Consider the following 18,102-nt stretch of genomic DNA (forward strand, 5'->3'; position numbering starts at 1 on the left):
TGCCGATGACTATCTGTCATTGCCCCGAGGCGCATGGGTGAGGGAAAATGCCCTCCTTTTTTCCGTTTCAGTCTATTCACACCCAGGAGATCAGCGATGCCTAGCCGTCGTGAGCGTGCCAACGCCATTCGTGCCCTCAGCATGGATGCCGTGCAAAAAGCCAACAGCGGCCATCCCGGTGCCCCTATGGGTATGGCAGATATTGCCGAAGTGCTGTGGCGCGACTACCTCAAGCACAACCCGAGCAACCCGTCGTTCGCCGACCGTGACCGCTTCGTGCTGTCCAACGGCCACGGCTCGATGTTGATCTACTCGCTGCTGCACCTGACCGGCTACGACCTGTCGATCGACGACCTCAAGCAGTTCCGTCAACTGCACAGCCGCACTCCAGGCCACCCGGAATTCGGTTACACCCCGGGCGTCGAAACCACTACCGGCCCGCTGGGTCAGGGTCTGGCCAACGCCGTCGGTTTCGCTCTGGCTGAAAAAGTCATGGGCGCGCAGTTCAACCGTCCCGGCCACAACATCGTTGATCACCACACCTACGTGTTCCTCGGTGATGGCTGCATGATGGAAGGCATTTCCCACGAGGTCGCCTCCCTGGCCGGCACGCTGGGCCTGGGCAAGCTGATTGCCTTCTACGATGACAACGGCATTTCCATCGACGGTGAAGTCGAAGGCTGGTTCACCGATGACACGCCGAAGCGCTTCGAAGCCTACAACTGGCAGGTGATCCGCAACGTCGACGGCCATGATCCGGAAGAGATCAAGACCGCCATCGAAACCGCACGCAAGAGCGCCCAGCCGACCCTGATCTGCTGCAAGACCACCATCGGTTTCGGTTCGCCGAACAAGCAGGGCAAGGAAGATTGCCACGGCGCCCCATTGGGTGACGCAGAAATCGCCCTGACCCGCCAGGCATTGAACTGGAACCACGGCCCGTTCGAAATCCCGGCCGACATCTATGCCGAGTGGGACGCCAAAGAAGCTGGCCGCGCGGTCGAAGCCGAGTGGGATCAGCGTTTCGCCGCCTACTCCGCTGCGTTCCCGACTGAAGCCAACGAGCTGATCCGTCGTCTGAGCGGCGAACTGCCGGCCGACTTCTCGGAAAAAGCCTCGGCCTACATCGCCGAAGTCGCCGCCAAGGGCGAAACCATCGCCAGCCGCAAAGCCAGTCAGAACACTCTCAACGCCTTCGGCCCGCTGCTGCCGGAAATGCTCGGCGGTTCGGCTGACCTTGCCGGCTCCAACCTGACCCTGTGGAAAGGCTGCAAAGGCGTCAGTGCTGAAGATGCCAGCGGCAACTACATGTACTACGGCGTGCGCGAGTTCGGCATGACCGCGATCATGAACGGCGTCGCCCTGCACGGCGGTCTGGTGCCTTACGGCGCGACCTTCCTGATGTTCATGGAATACGCACGCAACGCGGTACGTATGTCGGCTTTGATGAAGAAGCGCGTGATTCACGTCTACACCCACGACTCCATCGGTCTGGGCGAAGACGGCCCGACGCACCAGCCAATCGAGCAATTGACCAGCCTGCGCAGCACGCCGAACCTCGACACCTGGCGTCCAGCCGATGCCGTGGAATCGGCAGTGGCCTGGAAAAACGCTCTGGAGCGCAAGGACGGCCCGTCGGCGCTGATCTTCTCCCGGCAGAACCTGCAGCACCAGGAACGCGATGCTGGCCAGATTGCCAACATCAGCCGTGGTGGTTATGTGCTCAAGGACTGCGCAGGCGAGCCTGAGCTGATCCTGATCGCCACCGGTTCGGAAGTCGGTCTGGCCGTACAGGCCTTCGACAAACTGACCGAGCAGGGCCGCAAGGTTCGCGTGGTTTCGATGCCTTGCACCAGCGCGTTCGATGCTCAGGATGCGGAGTACAAGCAGTCGGTTCTGCCGTTGCAGGTCAGCGCGCGTATTGCCATCGAAGCGGCCCACGCCGATTTCTGGTTCAAGTACGTGGGTCTGGAAGGTCGTGTGATCGGCATGACCACCTACGGTGAGTCGGCGCCGGCTTCGGCATTGTTCGAAGAGTTCGGTTTTACCCTGGAAAACATCCTCGGTCAGGCTGAAGAGCTGCTGGAAGACTAAGCAGTACGAATGCGGTGGCCCTGGCCGCCGCGTTCCCCTGTAGGAGCTGCCGAAGGCTGCGATCTTTTGATCTTGATCTTAAAAACAAGATCAAAAGATCGCAGCCTCGTTTCACTCGTCAGCTCCTACATGGGGTTGTGTTGTTAGCGAATCTATCGAGAACCCCATGCCTCAACCGCGTCCCTACAAAGTTGCACTCAACGGCTACGGCCGCATTGGTCGTTGCGTCTTGCGGGCGTTGTTCGAGCGCGGCGCGAAGGCCGGGTTTGAAATTGTCGCGATCAACGATCTGGCCGACATGGCCAGCATCGAATACCTGACACGCTTCGACTCCACCCACGGCCGCTTTCCCGGCGAAGTGCGGGTTGAGGGCGATTGTCTGCATATCAATGGCGACTGCGTGAAGGTCCTGCGCAGTGCCACCCCCGAAGGCATCGATTGGGCGTCGCTGGGCGTCGATCTGGTGCTTGAGTGCTCCGGCGCTTACCACACCCGTGCCGATGGCCAGCGTTTTCTCGACGCCGGCGCACCGCGCGTGCTGTTTTCGCAGCCGATGGCCAGCGAAGCGGATGTCGACGCCACCATCGTCTACGGCGTCAATCAGGACTGCCTGACCGGCGACGAACTGCTGGTGTCCAATGCCTCCTGCACGACAAATTGCGGCGTGCCGCTGCTGCGCCTGCTTGATCAGGCGATCGGCCTCGATTACGTGTCGATCACCACGATTCACTCGGCGATGAACGATCAGCCAGTGATCGACGCCTATCACCACGAAGACCTGCGCCGCACGCGTTCGGCGTTCCAGTCGGTGATCCCGGTGTCCACTGGTCTGGCACGCGGTATCGAGCGCCTGCTGCCGGAACTTGCCGGGCGAATTCAGGCCAAAGCCGTGCGCGTGCCGACAGTCAACGTGTCCTGCCTCGACATCACGATGCAGACCGCCACGGCGACTGACGCCAATGAGGTCAACCGGATCCTGCGCGAAGCCGCCACCAGCGGCCCGCTCAAAGGCCTTCTGGCCTATACCGAGTTACCGCACGCCAGCTGTGATTTCAACCATGACCCACATTCGGCCATCGTCGATGCCAGCCAGACCCGAGTTTCCGGCCCCAAACTGGTGAACATCCTGGCCTGGTTCGACAACGAATGGGGTTTTGCCAACCGAATGCTGGACGTAGCAGACCACTATCTGCAAACAGCAACTTCAAAAAAACCGTAGGAAGTGCGACCCATGACCGTGTTGAAGATGTCCGACCTCGATCTGCAAGGTAAGCGCGTATTGATCCGCGAAGACCTCAACGTCCCCGTCAAGGACGGTGTTGTCACCAGCGACGCGCGCATCCTGGCTTCGCTGCCGACCATCAAGCTGGCCCTGGAAAAAGGCGCGGCGGTGATGGTCTGCTCGCACCTGGGCCGTCCGACCGAAGGCGAGTTCTCCGCCGAAAACAGCCTGAAACCTGTCGCCGACTACCTGAGCAAAGCGCTGGGCCGTGAAGTGCCGCTGGTGGCTGACTACCTCGGTGGCGTGGAGGTCAAGGCTGGCGACATCGTGCTGTTCGAAAACGTACGCTTCAACAAGGGCGAGAAGAAGAACGCCGACGACCTGGCCCAGCAATACGCGGCCCTGTGCGATGTGTTCGTGATGGATGCTTTCGGTACTGCTCACCGCGCCGAGGGTTCGACCCATGGTGTAGCCAAGTTCGCCAAAGTCGCTGCCGCCGGCCCGTTGCTGGCCGCTGAGCTGGATGCACTGGGCAAAGCCCTCGGCGCGCCGGCCAAGCCAATGGCAGCCATCGTTGCCGGCTCCAAGGTGTCGACCAAACTCGACGTGCTGAACAGCCTGAGCCAGATCTGCGATCAACTGATCGTCGGCGGCGGCATCGCCAACACCTTCCTCGCGGCGGCTGGTCACCCGGTCGGCAAGTCGCTGTACGAACCGGACCTGCTCGACACCGCGCGTGAAATCGCTGCCAAAGTCAGCGTACCGTTGCCGGTTGACGTTGTGGTCGCCAAGGAATTTGCCGAAAGCGCTGAAGCGACCGTCAAGCTGATCGCTGACGTGGCGGCTGACGACATGATTCTCGACATCGGTCCGCAAACTGCAGCCAATTTCGCCGAGCTGCTGAAGTCGTCGAAAACCATTCTGTGGAACGGCCCGGTTGGTGTGTTCGAGTTCGATCAGTTCGGCAACGGCACCAAAGTGCTGGCCCAGGCTATCGCCGAAAGCTCGGCATTCTCCATCGCGGGCGGTGGCGACACCCTGGCGGCGATCGATAAATATGGCGTGGCTGAGCAGATCTCCTACATTTCCACCGGTGGTGGCGCGTTCCTCGAATTCGTCGAAGGCAAGGTGCTGCCGGCCGTTGAAGTCCTGGAAAGCCGGGCCAAGGCCTGAGGCCGCCCGTTTGGCCAGGCAAAGGAGTGTTTACATGGTCAAGTCGTTAGCGCTGTTGTTGCTGACCGGTACGCTGGCGGCCTGCGGAAGTAGCCCGAAGGCCGAAGCCACGCCGGCGCCGAGCGAGCCGCAGAAGGGCTGTTATCAGGCCGACTGGCAGGCCGAAACCAACCCGGTGCTGAACAAGCGCTCGGGGCCGGACGGTCTGGACAAATACGAGACGCAAACCCCGGTCAAGGAACATGGTTGTCCTTGACGGGTCTGACTCTTTAACTCAGGGCTGGCGGCATGCGTCGTCAGTCGAGGAACACGGATGAAAGGCTTGATCGCCATTGCGGCGTTGGCATTGTTGGGTGGTTGCGCGCAGTTGAACCTGTTCCAGTCGTCCGCCCCGGTGGATAACTGGACGACCTGGACCTGCGACAGCCAGGCCAAGGTGTTGTGGCGTTACGCCGATGCCGGCCAGAAGGAAGTCGACGTTCGCCTCGGCGGCGGTGATCAGGTCTATCGCCTGAAAGAAGAGCCGGGCGCCTCTGGCACGCTGTACAGCGATGGCATGCTGGCGTTTCACGTCAAGGGTGACGAAGGCCTGGTGTACTGGGTCGCCACCAATGACCTGATTGGCCGTGGTTGCAAGGCGCAGTAATTGACACACCACAGTTCTACTGTGGGAGCGAGCCTGCTCGCGAAAGCGGCCTGGCAGGCACTGCATCAGCGACTGCAAGATTGCTTTCGCGAGCAGGCTCGCTCCCACAGGGGATCTGTGTAGTTCTTGGAATTTGCTGTACCGAATCACCAGGTCGGGCCTCAACCCCCGATCTGCATTAACTTGAATAGCCGCCGCCGCTTCGGCAGGCTGGCACGATCAACGACCCTCAACCGGGAGAGACACACACAATGGCACTTATCAGCATGCGCCAGATGCTGGACCACGCAGCCGAGTTCGGCTACGGCGTTCCAGCCTTCAACGTCAACAACCTTGAGCAGATGCGCGCCATCATGGAAGCCGCTGACAAGACTGACTCCCCGGTGATCGTCCAGGCTTCGGCCGGCGCCCGCAAATACGCCGGCGCACCGTTCCTGCGTCACTTGATCCTGGCCGCGATCGAAGAATTCCCGCACATCCCGGTGTGCATGCACCAGGACCACGGCACCAGCCCTGACGTCTGCCAGCGTTCGATTCAACTGGGCTTCAGCTCGGTGATGATGGACGGCTCGCTGGGCGAAGACGGCAAGACCCCGACCGACTACGACTACAACGTCCGCGTTACCCAACAAACCGTAGCCATGGCCCACGCCTGCGGCGTTTCGGTAGAGGGCGAGCTGGGTTGCCTGGGGTCGCTGGAAACCGGCATGGCCGGTGAAGAAGATGGCATCGGCGCTGAAGGCGTTCTGGATCACAGCCAGATGCTGACCGACCCGGAAGAAGCCGCTGACTTCGTCAAGCGCACCCAGGTCGACGCCCTGGCCATCGCCATCGGCACCAGCCACGGCGCCTACAAGTTCACCAAGCCACCCACCGGCGACGTGCTGGCGATCGACCGCATCAAGGAAATCCACAAGCGCATCCCGAATACCCACCTGGTGATGCACGGTTCGTCTTCGGTTCCGCAAGAGTGGCTGGCGATCATCAACCAGTACGGCGGCGACATCAAAGAAACCTACGGCGTACCGGTTGAAGAAATCGTCGAAGGCATCAAGCACGGCGTGCGCAAGGTCAACATCGACACCGACCTGCGCCTGGCCTCCACTGGCGCCATGCGTCGCCTGATGGCCACCAACCCGAGCGAATTCGACCCACGTAAATTCTTCGGCGCCACCGTGACCGCAATGCGCGATGTATGTATCGCTCGTTATGAAGCGTTTGGTACTGCCGGCAATGCTTCGAAGATCAAACCGATCTCGCTGGAAGCGATGTACCAGCGTTATTTGAAGGGTGAGTTGAACGCCAAGGTTAATTAAATTTAAGTGTTTGAAAGAAGCCCGCAGTGATGCGGGCTTTATTTATATTAAGTAGCCAGAACGAAATTCAATCTTTTTTATATCCTAACCGTAGATGCTTACGGGATCGCTCCACTCTGTATTTGAGACCGGCGCGTTTTTAGTTGCATAGCATCGAGCTTGAACCTGAATCCATTCACCTGTTTTGATTGTTAACTCGACTCTCCATTGCCCACCCGGCTCGACACGACCTGTTCCGAGGACTTGGCCTGTGTTGGAAACAGCAACGTCAACAAAATAATTAGGCTCGCCAGTTCCGTAAAGTGCGGGATGTGGACCAAGGGGGGGAGCATATTGAAGGGGAGCGATGGTTGCTTTCTGTGCCATGTTGGTTTCTTCCATGTAGATGAGATGGTGTTTGGCTGTAAGGGATACAGTTGGTGCTTGTATCGCTTGTTTTTGATGTTAAGGATTATTTAAATACGCGTAACCTGTAATAGTTGACAGTCTTTAATCTCAATTGGCTATAACAGTCGGATCATTTAGATATTACGATGTCTACTGTGGGAAGAGGCGTATTTATCAAATCCTTCGTTAGTTAAGCCACTAACTGAGCTTGGGTGTTGAACTGATTAAAAGGAAACCCGCCGAGACAGACTGTGTGAAAACGCACTGATGGTGGTTCCAGCAAACGCCCCGACTTGTTCGGGGCGTTTGCTTTTGTGCTCACAGCAGACGAAAAAAGGCGTTTCAGCCCCATCAGCGCCATCATCTGGCGCACGCTCAACACGTTAATTGCTCTTTTCAGGTTGTAGGCGTTCACCGCCAAGGCCATTTCAGCTCTCGCGCCTTCAAGCTGTCGCAGCAAGAAGCGAGCGTTACCAAATAACCACTGTTTAAGGTTGCCAAAGGGATGTTCGACGATGGATCGTCGGCTGACCATCATTTCGGGATGCGCCTGCATTCGCTGCTCCATTCGCTGGAAAGCCTGTTCGTGCATATGGCGCGAGATGTATCGGCGTTTGGCGTCGGTGCACTTCGCTTTAATCGTGCAGCTTGTGCAGTCGCTGACCTTCGCTTGGTAGATCCGGCCTTTGTTGCTGATCTGCTTAAAGATCAGCCATTTCCGCTGGAAATAGCCGTAGAGCTAGAGTTTGAGCTGATCCGCTGGATCGTAAGAGGGACGGCCGGTGCTTTTGGGAAGTGCTTTATCAAAGCCCAGTCGAGCCAGATCCAGCTTGGCGACGTGAAGATCGATAACGCCAACGAGGTGATCCTCGGGGATCAACTCTTCCAGCGAGACCGGAAACAGGCTGGTCTGGCTGCGGGACTGTCCCTGGATGTAGGCCATAACGAAAAATGCTCCGTATCTTTCGATACGGAGCATTTTCTTTGAGCGCTGCGCAGATTGCTAGGTTTTCACACAGTCTGGAGAGGCGGGTTTTTTGGGGGCGGAATTTCTCGCAATGACGAAGTTATCTAAACGTCAGAGAAAATGGCGCTGCCGCGCGCTCAATGGCGTTGACCACATGAGGCGCGTGTTCGCGATACTGAGGATAGCGTCCGAGCACCGTTTCAACCGAGGCAAGCAGGTTTTGAATTCGCTCTTTGGGTTGGTCGATTTCACAGGTGCGAGCAAACTCCAAGAGTCCTTGTCGTGAGGCGAACATTGACTTGTTGCCCGCCAGATCCAATGCCAGAACATCTTCTGGAATATAGGCCGTGGTGTTGACGATGTCGTAAGCCGGCGCCAGATGCGCATCGCGTTGCGTCGGTTCTGAGTAGAGCAATCCGAAATTTTTCAAATGAGCGTCGCCGTTTCCGACGATGCAGCTCAGGGCAACGCTAGCGAAGAGTTGATCAAGCGACGTACGCAAGTGTTTCGCCGGGCAAAACACTCGAACAGCCTTGGCGATTGCCGCATAACTCTTGCTGTACTTCTGGTTAGCCGACAGCCCCATCAGCACGGCCATGTCTTCAAACCCAATCGGGTTGAGCCTGTCGTCGCGATCAAATCGACGCATGACAAACAGCTTGGCGTTGTCGGAAAGGTAAAACGGTGGAACGGGAATCCCCGCCTCTTTCGCCATGGACATGCAAAGGAATTCGTTGATCGCAAGGCCCGGGAATTCGTCTCTTCCACTCTTGATGATCAGATCCGAGGTTTTGGATGTCACTCTCGGCAACTCTGGTTCTTGCCGCTCCGGCACCAGCAACTTGGGTTGAACACCTGAAATGCCTGCCCGCAGGAGGTAACGATCAAGCATCTCAGCGAAGATATCTTCCGTACCATCCCACGTGAGGATCTCTTCGAGTTTTTCTCCCGGAAATTCTTGCGCCTGCAACAATGCATCAACGGTTTCAGAGCGTACGTGAATCCTGCCAATGGGCGATGTACTGCCGGAAAGCGCCAGTAGCAGCATTGGGTTGACGTTCACAGTCTTGGCCAAGCGGTTGCGCAACTGCTCCAGTACGTAGCCTTCTGGCAGGTTCATTTGAAAAACAGGGTGCAACTCGCGCCGACGAAATTCGTCATGCCGTACAGGCATCAGGAGGCTGATCGCCATTTGTGGCGATGCATCTTCGTGATAACGAAAAGTGAAATCCTCGGCATCGCTGCAAAGCCTTCCGCTAGTACCTTCAGGGGTACTGACTTGAAGAGAGGCCATGTTCATTCGAATAAATCTCCAATCTCTTCAAGGGTTGGCATCGTTGCTGGAACCACTGAGAGTTCGCAGTCCAAAGCAGCCAAAACCCGCGCGTAAGCGATCATGCCGACAGAAAGGGTGCCTTTCTCCACTGCGATGACTTTGTATCGCGTCAGTCCCGCCAGATGGGCAAGCTGCGCCTGCGTCAAGCCACGATTTATACGTTTTTCACGTAATTGAATGCCGAGACGGGTAATTAAAAGAGAGTAATCCATGTTGCGCTACCGTCACATTTTGATGTCAATGTAGCGTATGCGGAACATTTAATCTATTTGGCTCAAGAAACCCGCGGTGAGGGAGGCTTTTTTGTGGACGACTATTCCTTCAGTTCAACGAGCATGACCACCTGCGCGATGCCTAGCGCAGTCCTGCGGTGTGAGGTGTCGAGCATGGCGGCGAAGTTGTTGAGCATTTCGCTGGCTGAACCCAGGGTTTCGCTGGCGTTTGCCAGCAGCGATTCAGTGTTGTACTTCGGGTTGGCGAGGTACATGGATCGGGTTTGTGCGTGCTGGCCATGATGAAGGCGGACGGTTTGAGGTAATGGTCGAGGGCGCGTTCGGCGGCGTCGTTGAGTTTTTTGGAATCAAGGGATTCGTAGGGGGATGCGGGACTGTTTCTGGGGTGCGGCGTTGATTTGATCATGGTTCGTCTCCGGTAAATGGAGCCGACACCGGATCGCTACTAAACGAAGAGGGTGGCAGCTGAACGCAGGTTAGTAGACCGGGGAGACGCGACCGGCGCACCCGAAGGCGCTCTGCGTACAGCTACCATCAAGCGCGGGTTATGCCCGACTGAATGGTGCCAGTGCGCATCGCGTAACCACGGGCTACTAAACCCGATCACTGGGAATCAGCTGTTGTAGGCATCCGGAAGTAACTGCTGACAGATATAAACAACGCTGTTTAAAGGTAGGAGCTGCCGAAGGCTGCGATCTTTTGATTTTGATCCCGGCGTCCCAAGAGGCGCCAACATCAAGATCAAAAGATCGCAGCCTTCGGCAGCTCCTACAAGGGATTGCGATGTCGAAATGGGTTACTTGTCGTGATCAATATCCAGTTTGGTAAACGTCACCTGTCCACCTTCACTGGTGTACCCGGTGTTGTCCTGCACATACACCCCGGCCTTGAAGTACAGCGGCTTGTCGCGCCAGGTCGCGCTGATCTGGGAGTCCCACTGATAGCCCGCCGCACTCACGCCCAGGGCACCGCCGGGGCTCAAGTGGATGAGGTAGTTGAATTCGCGATCAAGCTTGACGCCGGTGGCGAGGGTGATGACGCGGCTTTCGGCGTCGTCCGGGCGCATGCGCACTTTGATCACCAGATTGCCGGTCTGGGTTTTTTCCTTGTACTGATATTCGAGCTTGACCATCGGCCGCTGGCTTTCGTACGCGTGAATCTGGCCGATGACGATCTTGCCCGAGCTCGGCACCTTGTTCACCGCGAGGGTGGCGCGCAGCAGGTTGTCGGCGTCCGGGTAGTACCAGTTGCGCAGGGTGCCGTTGCTGTAGGTTTCGCGCAGTTCGGTACGCGGGTAGATGGCGTTTTCGGTTTTCGAGCCAGTCACCGGGGACCAGAAGAACAGGGTGCCGGTGTCGGAATGGAAGTACTGATCCTTGAAGCCATCCACCAGTTTCGAGGTTTCAACGGTGTACGGCGGGCTGCCAACAGGAACGCTGAGGTTCCAGGTTGCGAGGTCGATCATGACGGTTCTTCCAATCAATTCATCCGGAACGCCGGTGCCAGAAGCTCTAGCCCGCGCGTTTTCGGGCGTCTTTATAAGCGTAGCGGCAATTTTTGTTAATGCCCGTCCGGCGATTGCTTGACGTCAAAGTCCTGTCGAAATGCCATCCCGCCCGGTTTTCGGGGGCTGTAGCGGTGACCGTTAGTCGGCTGGGTTGAGCATTGTTTAAATGATGGCGGGATGACAGCTTCTGCTTTCACTGATCCGCGTCTAGAGTGAAGGCTCAGTACGTCTATGGTTTGCCGGCAACCGGTCCCGATAAGAGAAGCAGCATGGAATGCGCGCAACCCCAGCCAGGTGAAGGCAGCTCGGTCCTTTTGATCGTCGATGATTACCCCGAAAATCTGATCAGCATGCGCGCGTTGCTGCAGCGTCAGGATTGGCACGTGATGACCGCCGCCTCGGGTTTCGAGGCACTGAACCTTTTGCTCGAACACGACATCGACCTGGTCCTGCTCGATGTGCAGATGCCCGGCATGGACGGTTTCGAGGTCGCGCGGCTGATGCGCGGCAGCCAGCGCACGCGGCTGACGCCGATCATTTTCCTCACCGCCAACGAGCAATCTCAGGACGCCGTGATCAAAGGCTATGCCAGCGGCGCGGTGGATTACCTGTTCAAGCCGTTCGATCCGCAAATCCTCAAGCCCAAGGTCCAGGCGCTGCTCGAGCACCAGCGCAATCGCCGTGCCTTGCAACGCCTGAGTCATGACCTGGAAGTGGCGCGCGCCTTCAATGCCTCAGTGCTGGACAACGCCGCCGAAGGCATTCTGGTGTTGAGCGAGGACGGCGTGATCCGCTTCGCCAACCCGGCGATTTCGCGGTTGCTCAATGCGCCGGTGAAGGATCTGCAAGGCAAGGAGTTTCTCGATTTCCTGCAGAAGCCACACATTCCCCTGTGGGCCGATTCCGAGTTCTACGCCGGCTACCAGCGCGGTGAAACCCTGCGCCTGCATGATGCGTTGCTGCGCACGGCGCCCGGGCAGCAAGTGCCGGTGGCATTGTCCTGTGCGCCGCTGTCCTCGGAGCAGCATGCGATGGTGGTGACGGTGCTGGACATGTCGGTGGTGCGTCACTTGCACCAGCAACTGGAATTCCAGGCGGTAACCGATCCGCTGACCGGGCTGCTCAACCGACGCGGGTTCTACCAGACCGTCGAAAACCTGCTGTTGCGCGGCGAACGTAGCGACAGCAGTTGGGTGTTGCTCTACCTTGATCTCGACGGCTTCAAGCGGGTCAATGATTCCCTCGGTCACGATGCCGGCGATCGCGTGTTGCGCTGGGTTTCCGAGCAACTGAAGGCGTGCCTGCGGCCGTTCGATATTCTCGCGCGCATGGGCGGCGATGAATTCACCGCGCTGCTGGATCTGGAGTTTCCCGAGCAAGCGGCGAAGATTGCCGAAAAACTCATCGAACGGGTATCGGTCTGTCAGCAGATCGAAGGCCTGGATATCGTTCTTGGCGCCAGTATCGGCATTGCTACTTATCCCGACTGTGGGCGCAATCTCGACGGTTTGCTGCGCGCTTCGGACATTGCCATGTACGAAGCCAAGCGTGCCGGGCGTCAGCAATATCGTTTTTATGATCATGAAATGAACGGCCGCGCGCGTTCGCGTCTGATGCTTGAAGACAGCGTGCGCGAGGCCATCGAGAATCGTGATTTCAATCTGGTCTATCAGCCGCAGGTGGCGGTCGGCAGCGGACAGATCCGTGGGTTCGAAGCTTTGCTGCGCTGGCAGCACCCGAGCGTCGGCGATGTGCCGCCGGGGTTGTTTCTGCCGTTGCTGGAAGAGGCGCGCTTGATCAGTCGCCTCGGCAGCTGGATCTATCACCGTGGCGCCGGCCAGCGCAAAGCCTGGGAAACCTTGTTCGCCGACGATCTGGTGCTCGGCGTGAGCCTGAGCAACACCCAGTTCGGCCTGCCGAATCTGGTCACTGAATTGCGTCAAGTCATGGAACGCCATGCGTTGCAACCGCGGCAACTGGAAGTCGAGGTCACCGAAGAAGCGTTGATGCAAAACCCGGACGAAACCCGCAAGCAACTGCGGCTGCTGCGTCATCTCGGGGTGCGCGTGGCGCTGGATGATTTTGGTTCGGGGCCGTGCTCGCTCGCGCATCTGCGCGATCTGGAACTGGACACACTGAAGCTCGACCGCCACTTGATCGCGCGCTTGCCGGACTCGCCACGCGATGCGGTGCTGGTGCGCATGGTCATCGACCTGTGCAAGCAATACGGTCTGCTGGTGATTGCCGAAGGAGTGGAAACCCTCGAGCAATATCAGTGGCTGCAAGCCCATGGCTGCGAATACGTGCAGGGCTTCCTCGTCGCGCGGCCATTGATCGCCGAAGACGCGGTCAGCTTCGTCGAACCGTTTGACTGGAGCGCGTTGCCCGGTTGAATTCGCTACACTGGCGGACCTTTTTCGAACCGCGTCGCTCGTCCATGACTGTGTTGAAGTACCTCCAGGCCTACCCCGCGCAATTGCAGGATCAGGTGCGCCAACTGATTGCCGAAGGGCGCCTGGGTGAATACCTGAATCAGCGCTATTCAGGGCGACACGACGTGCAGAGCGACAAGGCCTTGTACAGCTACGCGCTGGATCTCAAACAGCAGTACATGCGCAATGCGCCGGCCATCGACAAAGTGCTGTTCGACAACCGCCTCGACCTGACCCACCGCGCCCTCGGTCTGCACACCACGGTGTCACGGGTGCAGGGCGGCAAGCTCAAGGCCAACAAGGAAATTCGCATCGCCGCGCTGTTCAAGGACGCCGCACCGGATTTTCTGAAGATGATCGTGGTGCACGAGCTGGCGCACTTCAAGGAATCGGACCACAACAAGGCGTTCTATAAACTGTGCGAGCACATGCTGCCGGGGTATCACCAGATCGAGTTCGATCTGCGTGTGTACCTGACGTGGCGGGATATGCAGGCTTGACCAATCAGGAAGGTGTGGATGGACGTCAGCAAGACCAAGAGCAGTTTCTATCGCCGTTTGTACGTGGCTTATCTGATCGATAGCGGCCTGGCGCCGAGTGTGCCGACGCTGACCGAAGTCACCGGCATGCCGCGACGCACGGCGCAGGACACGATTGCCGCGCTGGCCGATCTGGACATCATCTGTGAGTTCGAACAGGAAGAGGGCGCGCGCAATCATGCCGGGCGCTATCGGATTCGCGAGTGGGGAGCGATTGATCGCGGCTGGATCGAGCGCAATTTGCGGCAGATAAAAGCGGTGCTGGAATACCCCTGATTTCTGCGCCGACGGTTCTTACGCCTTCGCGAGCAGGCTCGCTCCCACAATGGATATGCATTCCCTGTGGGAGCGAGCCTGCTCGCGAAAGGGCCTTCAGGACCGACGCATGCCGATGTGCGGAATGTCATCCTCGAGATATTCCTCGCCGACTGCGACAAACCCGTACTTGCCGTAATACCCCTGCAAGTGTGCCTGCGCCGACAGATAGATCGGTACCTGCGGCCAGTGCTTTTCGGCCTGCTTCAGCGCCTGTTCCATCATCGCGTGGCCCAACCCTTTGCCACGGCCGGCGGGCGCGGTCACCACGCGGCCAATCACCACGTCGCCGCCCTGGGATTCCGGGTCCAGCAGGCGCAGATAAGCCATCAGCTGATCATCCTCCCAACCCATCAGGTGATGGGTATCGCCCTCCAGATCCTGGCCGTCGAGGTCCGGATAAGCACATTTCTGTTCGACCACGAATACATCAGAGCGAAGCTTCAACAAGGCGTACAACTGCTCTTTGCCCAGATCACGATGATGTTTGCAGATCCACTCGATTGTCATTTTTCGATTCCTTGACCATGTCGCCCGATACTAAGCGCAGCAGCGCCGTATGTCTGTATGGCGCAACAGTCTGTGATAAAGGTCAAAATGCCACTATTCCTTTCTCACGCTGGCTGCGACTTTGTGTAATCTGCTCAAGAGCACTGTCCACTGGCTCCCATGAGCTAATGTTCAATGCTTGGGTTTTGCCGGTAAGGGGCCTTGGGTTTTGACGTGAAACCACGTCGGGCGGTTGCCCGCTGAGGATGTTCAAGCATGCTGCGATTGCTTCAAGCCGTTGCTTTGATCGGACTGCTGGTGCTCGGCCAGGATGCTGCGGCGCAGAAGCTGCGGCTGGCGTTCGATAATTGGCCGCCGTTTACCGACGATGCACTGGTCAACGGTGGACTGGCCACCGACATTGTCAGCACCGCACTCGCTCGCGCCGGTTATGCCAGCGGTTACGAGCAAGTGCCATGGGCGCGCGCATTGCTGGGGATTGGCGAGGGGCGTTACGACGTTCTGGTCAACGCCTGGTACAACGACGAGCGCACGCAGATCGGCCAGTTTTCCGGTGAGTACCTGATCAACCGCATCCGCTTCCTCAAGCGTAAAGACGCACCTATTGAATACAACAGCCTCGAGCAACTGCACACCTATCCGATTGCCGTGGTGCGCGGGTACGCCTATTCCGCCCCTTTCGATGCCGATACGGCGATGCAGAAAGTCCCTGTGCACAACTTCGCCATGGGCGTGCGCATGCTCGCGGCGGACCGGGTCAAGCTGACCCTGGAGGATGAGTACGTGGCCAAGTATTACCTGGCACGGGAATCGGCCAAGGTACGCAATTCGGTGGAGTTTTTACCCAAGCCGTTGAGTGAGAACAGCCTGCATATTCTGGTCAGTCTGAAGAACCCGCAGCATGAGCAGATCGTCGCCGGGTTTGATCGAGCGATCGAGGCGATGAAGGCTGACGGGACTTATGAGAAGTTATTGCGGCGGCATGGAATGTGAAGGGTGATCCGGCAATTTCTTTGTTGCTGATGACCTCTTCGCGAGCAGGCTCGCTCCCACAATTTGAAATGCATACCCTGTGGGAGCGAGCCTGCTCGCGAACGCGTCGTCTCAGGCGCCGCTGATTTCGGCAGTGTCCTTGATCAAATGCGCCGCCAATGTCCGAAGCGGTCCCAACTGCCGGCAAATCAGCGCCAGCTGCGTCTGCACCAACCGCTGCCCTTCATCGATTTCATCCGGCATCTGTTCCAGTTCATTGGCCAGCGCTTCCTCTTCATCACTCTGAATCGCGATTGGCTGCTTGCTCGCCAGGCCTTGGGCGATTTCGTCGATGCTGGTCGCCAGTTTCACCCCGGCGCCTTCGATCAGATGCTCGCGCACATCCGCCGGCAGTTGCGTTTCACGGTGCGCGCCGAGCCCTGACAAATAGCTGAGCAACGTGTGCGACAGCACCAGGAAACGGAAGCCGACATCCGCCTCCTTACGGAAATGCCCCGGCTCCATGAGCATGTTCGCCAGTGTGGTCGACAGCGCCGCGTCGGCGTTGTGCGCGTTGCGGCGGGCCAGGCGATAAGCGAGGTCGTCGCTCTTGCCGGCGGCGTATTGCTGCATGATCTGGCGCAGGTAGATGCTGTTGCAGGTCAGGGTGTTGGCCAGCACTTTGTTCAGGCGCCGGCCCTGCCAGTCCGGCAGGAACAGGAACACCGCCAGACCCGCAATCAAACTGCCCAGCAAGGTATCGAACAACCGTGGCAGGAACAGCCCGTAGCCATCGCCGACCTGATTGAAGCAGAACAGCACCATGATGGTGATCGCCGCCGTCGCCAGGGTGTAGCGGGTGGTGCGGTTGGTAAAGAACACCACGCCGGCAGCAATGGCGAAGCACGATTGCACTACCGGGTTGGGGAACAGATCGAACAGCGCCCAGGCCACCGTCAGGCCAATGGCCGTGCCGATGATCCGCTGGCCGAGCTTGCGTCGGGTGGCGCCGTAGTTCGGCTGGCAGACGAACAGCGTGGTGAGGATGATCCAGTAGCCTTGCGACGGGTGGATCAGGTGCACCATGCCGTAGCCGATGCTCAGTGCCAGCGGCAAGCGCAGGGCATGGCGGAACAGCAGCGAGGTCGGCGTCAGTTGTGTACGCAGGCGAATCCACACGTCCTTGAGATTGCGCGGTGAGCGGTCGAGCAGGCTGCTGTCCGTAGCATCAGCCAAGGCGTCAGGATTGCTGGCATCGCTGAGCAAGCGGTCGAGGGTGCCGAGGTTGGCCGCCAGGGCGCGCAGCGAGCGCAGCAGGCCGCGCCATGCCGGGTTGCTCTGGATGCGCAAGTGTTCGAGGGAGGCATGCAGGTCGTTCAGGGCTTCGGCGAAACTGGCGTCGTAGATAAACGGCTGGCGCATCTGGATTGACTCGGCCAAGGCCCGGCAGGCCTTGCCTTGCTGGCGCAGCAGGCGCTGGCAGCGGAACAGCACGTCACTGTGGAAGAACGCCTCGGCCAGCGCGTTGTAAGGGTAGTGCGAAGAGCTGGCGCGTTCGTGGATGTCCTGCGCGAGGAAATACAGCTTCAGATAACGGCTGACTTTCGAGCCCGGTCGACCGTTGCCGACCCGGTGCAGGATGATTTCCTTGGCCGTGTTCAGTGCGGCGACCACGCGGCCATTCTGCTGCGCCAGTTCGAGGCGGCGGGCTTCGACATCCATCTGCCGGACCGGCTCGAACAGCGATGATTTCAGCTTTAGATACAGGCCCAGCTCGCGGAACAGGCGCGCCAGACTTTGCTGCACCGGTTGATTGGAAAACAGTGCCTGCCACAGCACCGAGAGCAGGCCGTACCACGCCGCGCCAGCGACCAGCAGCATCGGCTCGTGCCAGAAGTCAGTGACCGCGCCGCCGCGCTGATCGACGCCGATCATCGTGTACACCGACAGAATCAGCGTCGCCGAGGCGATCGCGCCGTAACGCTCGCCCAGCGCACCGAGCATGGTCAGGCTGAAACTGGCCAGTGCCAGGGCCACGGCGAAAATGATCGGGTAGGGGAAGAGCAATTCCACCGACAGCGCGGCGATGCTGAAACACACCAGCGTCACCGCCAGAGCGTTGAGACGGCCCTGCCAACTGTCGTCGGTCTCGGCCAGGGCGCTGGCGATGATGCCGAGGAACAACGGGATCAGCAGGCCCATTTCATCCTGATACCAGCACAGCGCCATGCTGCCGGTCAGGGCGATGAATACCCGCACGCTGTAGCTGAATTTATCCAGCGCCCACAGGCGCCGCAAAGACTGACGAAACGAGGTCGAGGACATGAAGTGCGAAGGCCTTCCGAGGCGATGCCGCTAAATTGAGCCAGTAATGACGCCGACGCAATGGCGCCGAGCACATCTGACAGCAAAAAGTGTTCCTTTTACTTACACCACAAACCATTGTGGGAGCG

At 58.7% G+C, this 18,102-nt stretch carries 15 protein-coding genes and 2 pseudogenes; 10 read left to right on the forward strand and 7 right to left on the reverse strand.

Annotated features, from left to right (window positions below; genetic code table 11):
• Window positions 1-96: 96 nt before the first annotated feature.
• From tkt to fba, 6 genes are all read left to right on the forward strand, one after another.
• Entirely contained in the window at window positions 97-2,094 is a 1,998-nt protein-coding gene (gene tkt, locus ASG55_RS11180; protein WP_056786473.1) for a transketolase, read from the forward strand.
• 166 nt (window positions 2,095-2,260) lie between these two features.
• A complete protein-coding gene (gene epd, locus ASG55_RS11185) occupies window positions 2,261-3,313 on the forward strand; it encodes an erythrose-4-phosphate dehydrogenase (RefSeq protein WP_042606605.1) in 1,053 nt (350 codons plus the stop codon).
• A 12-nt stretch (window positions 3,314-3,325) separates the two neighbouring features.
• Window positions 3,326-4,489, forward strand: a complete 1,164-nt coding sequence (locus tag ASG55_RS11190; protein ID WP_016772785.1) for a phosphoglycerate kinase — start codon at window positions 3,326-3,328, stop codon at window positions 4,487-4,489.
• A gap of 34 nt (window positions 4,490-4,523) precedes the next feature.
• Window positions 4,524-4,745: a hypothetical protein gene (locus tag ASG55_RS11195; RefSeq protein WP_056786477.1), complete on the forward strand. Its 222-nt coding sequence runs from the start codon at window positions 4,524-4,526 to the stop codon at window positions 4,743-4,745.
• Window positions 4,746-4,802: 57 nt separating this feature from the next.
• Window positions 4,803-5,135, forward strand: a complete 333-nt coding sequence (locus ASG55_RS11200; protein WP_056786480.1) for an MliC family protein — start codon at window positions 4,803-4,805, stop codon at window positions 5,133-5,135.
• Window positions 5,136-5,386: 251 nt separating this feature from the next.
• The gene (gene fba / locus ASG55_RS11205) at window positions 5,387-6,451 is read left to right on the forward strand and encodes a class II fructose-bisphosphate aldolase (protein WP_008081027.1); all 1,065 of its coding nucleotides are present in this window, start codon (window positions 5,387-5,389) and stop codon (window positions 6,449-6,451) included.
• Window positions 6,452-7,184: 733 nt separating this feature from the next.
• On the opposite strand, the pseudogene ASG55_RS26305 reads toward fba, so the two are convergent.
• The 5 genes and pseudogenes from ASG55_RS26305 to ASG55_RS11235 form a co-directional block, all read right to left on the reverse strand.
• A pseudogene (locus ASG55_RS26305) lies at window positions 7,185-7,781 on the reverse strand (transposase); the annotation flags it as partial.
• Window positions 7,782-7,905: 124 nt separating this feature from the next.
• A complete protein-coding gene (locus ASG55_RS11220) occupies window positions 7,906-9,105 on the reverse strand; it encodes a type II toxin-antitoxin system HipA family toxin (RefSeq protein ID WP_056786490.1) in 1,200 nt (399 codons plus the stop codon).
• Window positions 9,102-9,353 (reverse strand): helix-turn-helix domain-containing protein, encoded by a 252-nt coding sequence (locus ASG55_RS11225; RefSeq protein WP_056786493.1) that lies wholly within the window; start codon window positions 9,351-9,353, stop codon window positions 9,102-9,104. The genes ASG55_RS11220 and ASG55_RS11225 overlap by 4 nt, the downstream gene beginning before the upstream one ends.
• A 101-nt stretch (window positions 9,354-9,454) precedes the next feature.
• A pseudogene (locus tag ASG55_RS11230) lies at window positions 9,455-9,780 on the reverse strand (DUF6124 family protein).
• Window positions 9,781-10,170: 390 nt separating this feature from the next.
• Complete coding sequence (locus ASG55_RS11235) at window positions 10,171-10,839, reverse strand: polysaccharide lyase family 7 protein (protein WP_016772792.1); 669 nt, start codon at window positions 10,837-10,839, stop codon at window positions 10,171-10,173.
• A 311-nt stretch (window positions 10,840-11,150) separates the two neighbouring features.
• Here ASG55_RS11235 and ASG55_RS11240 point away from each other — a divergent pair, with 311 nt between their 5' ends.
• Genes ASG55_RS11240 through ASG55_RS11250 form a run of 3 tightly spaced genes read left to right on the forward strand, consistent with a single transcriptional unit; the run spans window position 11,151 to window position 14,128 of the window.
• Complete coding sequence (locus tag ASG55_RS11240; protein ID WP_056786495.1) at window positions 11,151-13,274, forward strand: putative bifunctional diguanylate cyclase/phosphodiesterase; 2,124 nt, start codon at window positions 11,151-11,153, stop codon at window positions 13,272-13,274.
• 44 nt (window positions 13,275-13,318) lie between these two features.
• A complete protein-coding gene (locus ASG55_RS11245) occupies window positions 13,319-13,813 on the forward strand; it encodes a YgjP-like metallopeptidase domain-containing protein (protein WP_038861199.1) in 495 nt (164 codons plus the stop codon).
• An 18-nt stretch (window positions 13,814-13,831) separates the two neighbouring features.
• Window positions 13,832-14,128, forward strand: a complete 297-nt coding sequence (locus tag ASG55_RS11250) for a winged helix-turn-helix domain-containing protein (RefSeq protein ID WP_016772794.1) — start codon at window positions 13,832-13,834, stop codon at window positions 14,126-14,128.
• Window positions 14,129-14,224: 96 nt separating this feature from the next.
• On the opposite strand, the gene ASG55_RS11255 is transcribed toward ASG55_RS11250, so the two are convergent.
• Window positions 14,225-14,677: a GNAT family N-acetyltransferase gene (locus tag ASG55_RS11255; protein ID WP_056786498.1), complete on the reverse strand. Its 453-nt coding sequence runs from the start codon at window positions 14,675-14,677 to the stop codon at window positions 14,225-14,227.
• Between the two features lie 255 nt (window positions 14,678-14,932).
• On the opposite strand from ASG55_RS11255, the gene ASG55_RS11260 reads away from it, so the two are divergent.
• Window positions 14,933-15,670, forward strand: a complete 738-nt coding sequence (locus ASG55_RS11260; RefSeq protein WP_056786502.1) for a substrate-binding periplasmic protein — start codon at window positions 14,933-14,935, stop codon at window positions 15,668-15,670.
• A 111-nt stretch (window positions 15,671-15,781) separates the two neighbouring features.
• Here the strand turns inward: ASG55_RS11260 and yccS are convergent, their stop codons facing one another.
• Window positions 15,782-17,974, reverse strand: coding sequence for a YccS family putative transporter (yccS, locus tag ASG55_RS11265; RefSeq protein ID WP_056786505.1), 2,193 nt, complete (start codon window positions 17,972-17,974; stop codon window positions 15,782-15,784).
• Between the last annotated feature and the right edge of the window lie 128 nt (window positions 17,975-18,102).

The organism is Pseudomonas sp. Leaf434 (genome assembly GCF_001425545.1).
Lineage (GTDB): Bacteria > Pseudomonadota > Gammaproteobacteria > Pseudomonadales > Pseudomonadaceae > Aquipseudomonas > Aquipseudomonas siliginis.

Coding starts and splice junctions, on each gene's coding strand:
- ASG55_RS11200 (WP_056786480.1), top strand. CDS start 4,803: ATGAAAGGCTTGATCGCCATTGCGGCGTTGGCATTGTTGGGTGGTTGC.
- yccS (WP_056786505.1), bottom strand. CDS start 17,974: ATGTCCTCGACCTCGTTTCGTCAGTCTTTGCGGCGCCTGTGGGCGCTG.
- ASG55_RS11195 (WP_056786477.1), top strand. CDS start 4,524: ATGGTCAAGTCGTTAGCGCTGTTGTTGCTGACCGGTACGCTGGCGGCC.
- fba (WP_008081027.1), top strand. CDS start 5,387: ATGGCACTTATCAGCATGCGCCAGATGCTGGACCACGCAGCCGAGTTC.
- ASG55_RS11190 (WP_016772785.1), top strand. CDS start 3,326: ATGACCGTGTTGAAGATGTCCGACCTCGATCTGCAAGGTAAGCGCGTA.
- ASG55_RS11245 (WP_038861199.1), top strand. CDS start 13,319: ATGACTGTGTTGAAGTACCTCCAGGCCTACCCCGCGCAATTGCAGGAT.
- ASG55_RS11240 (WP_056786495.1), top strand. CDS start 11,151: ATGGAATGCGCGCAACCCCAGCCAGGTGAAGGCAGCTCGGTCCTTTTG.
- ASG55_RS11225 (WP_056786493.1), bottom strand. CDS start 9,353: ATGGATTACTCTCTTTTAATTACCCGTCTCGGCATTCAATTACGTGAA.
- ASG55_RS11235 (WP_016772792.1), bottom strand. CDS start 10,839: ATGATCGACCTCGCAACCTGGAACCTCAGCGTTCCTGTTGGCAGCCCG.
- ASG55_RS11220 (WP_056786490.1), bottom strand. CDS start 9,105: ATGAACATGGCCTCTCTTCAAGTCAGTACCCCTGAAGGTACTAGCGGA.
- epd (WP_042606605.1), top strand. CDS start 2,261: ATGCCTCAACCGCGTCCCTACAAAGTTGCACTCAACGGCTACGGCCGC.
- ASG55_RS11260 (WP_056786502.1), top strand. CDS start 14,933: ATGCTGCGATTGCTTCAAGCCGTTGCTTTGATCGGACTGCTGGTGCTC.
- tkt (WP_056786473.1), top strand. CDS start 97: ATGCCTAGCCGTCGTGAGCGTGCCAACGCCATTCGTGCCCTCAGCATG.
- ASG55_RS11250 (WP_016772794.1), top strand. CDS start 13,832: ATGGACGTCAGCAAGACCAAGAGCAGTTTCTATCGCCGTTTGTACGTG.
- ASG55_RS11255 (WP_056786498.1), bottom strand. CDS start 14,677: ATGACAATCGAGTGGATCTGCAAACATCATCGTGATCTGGGCAAAGAG.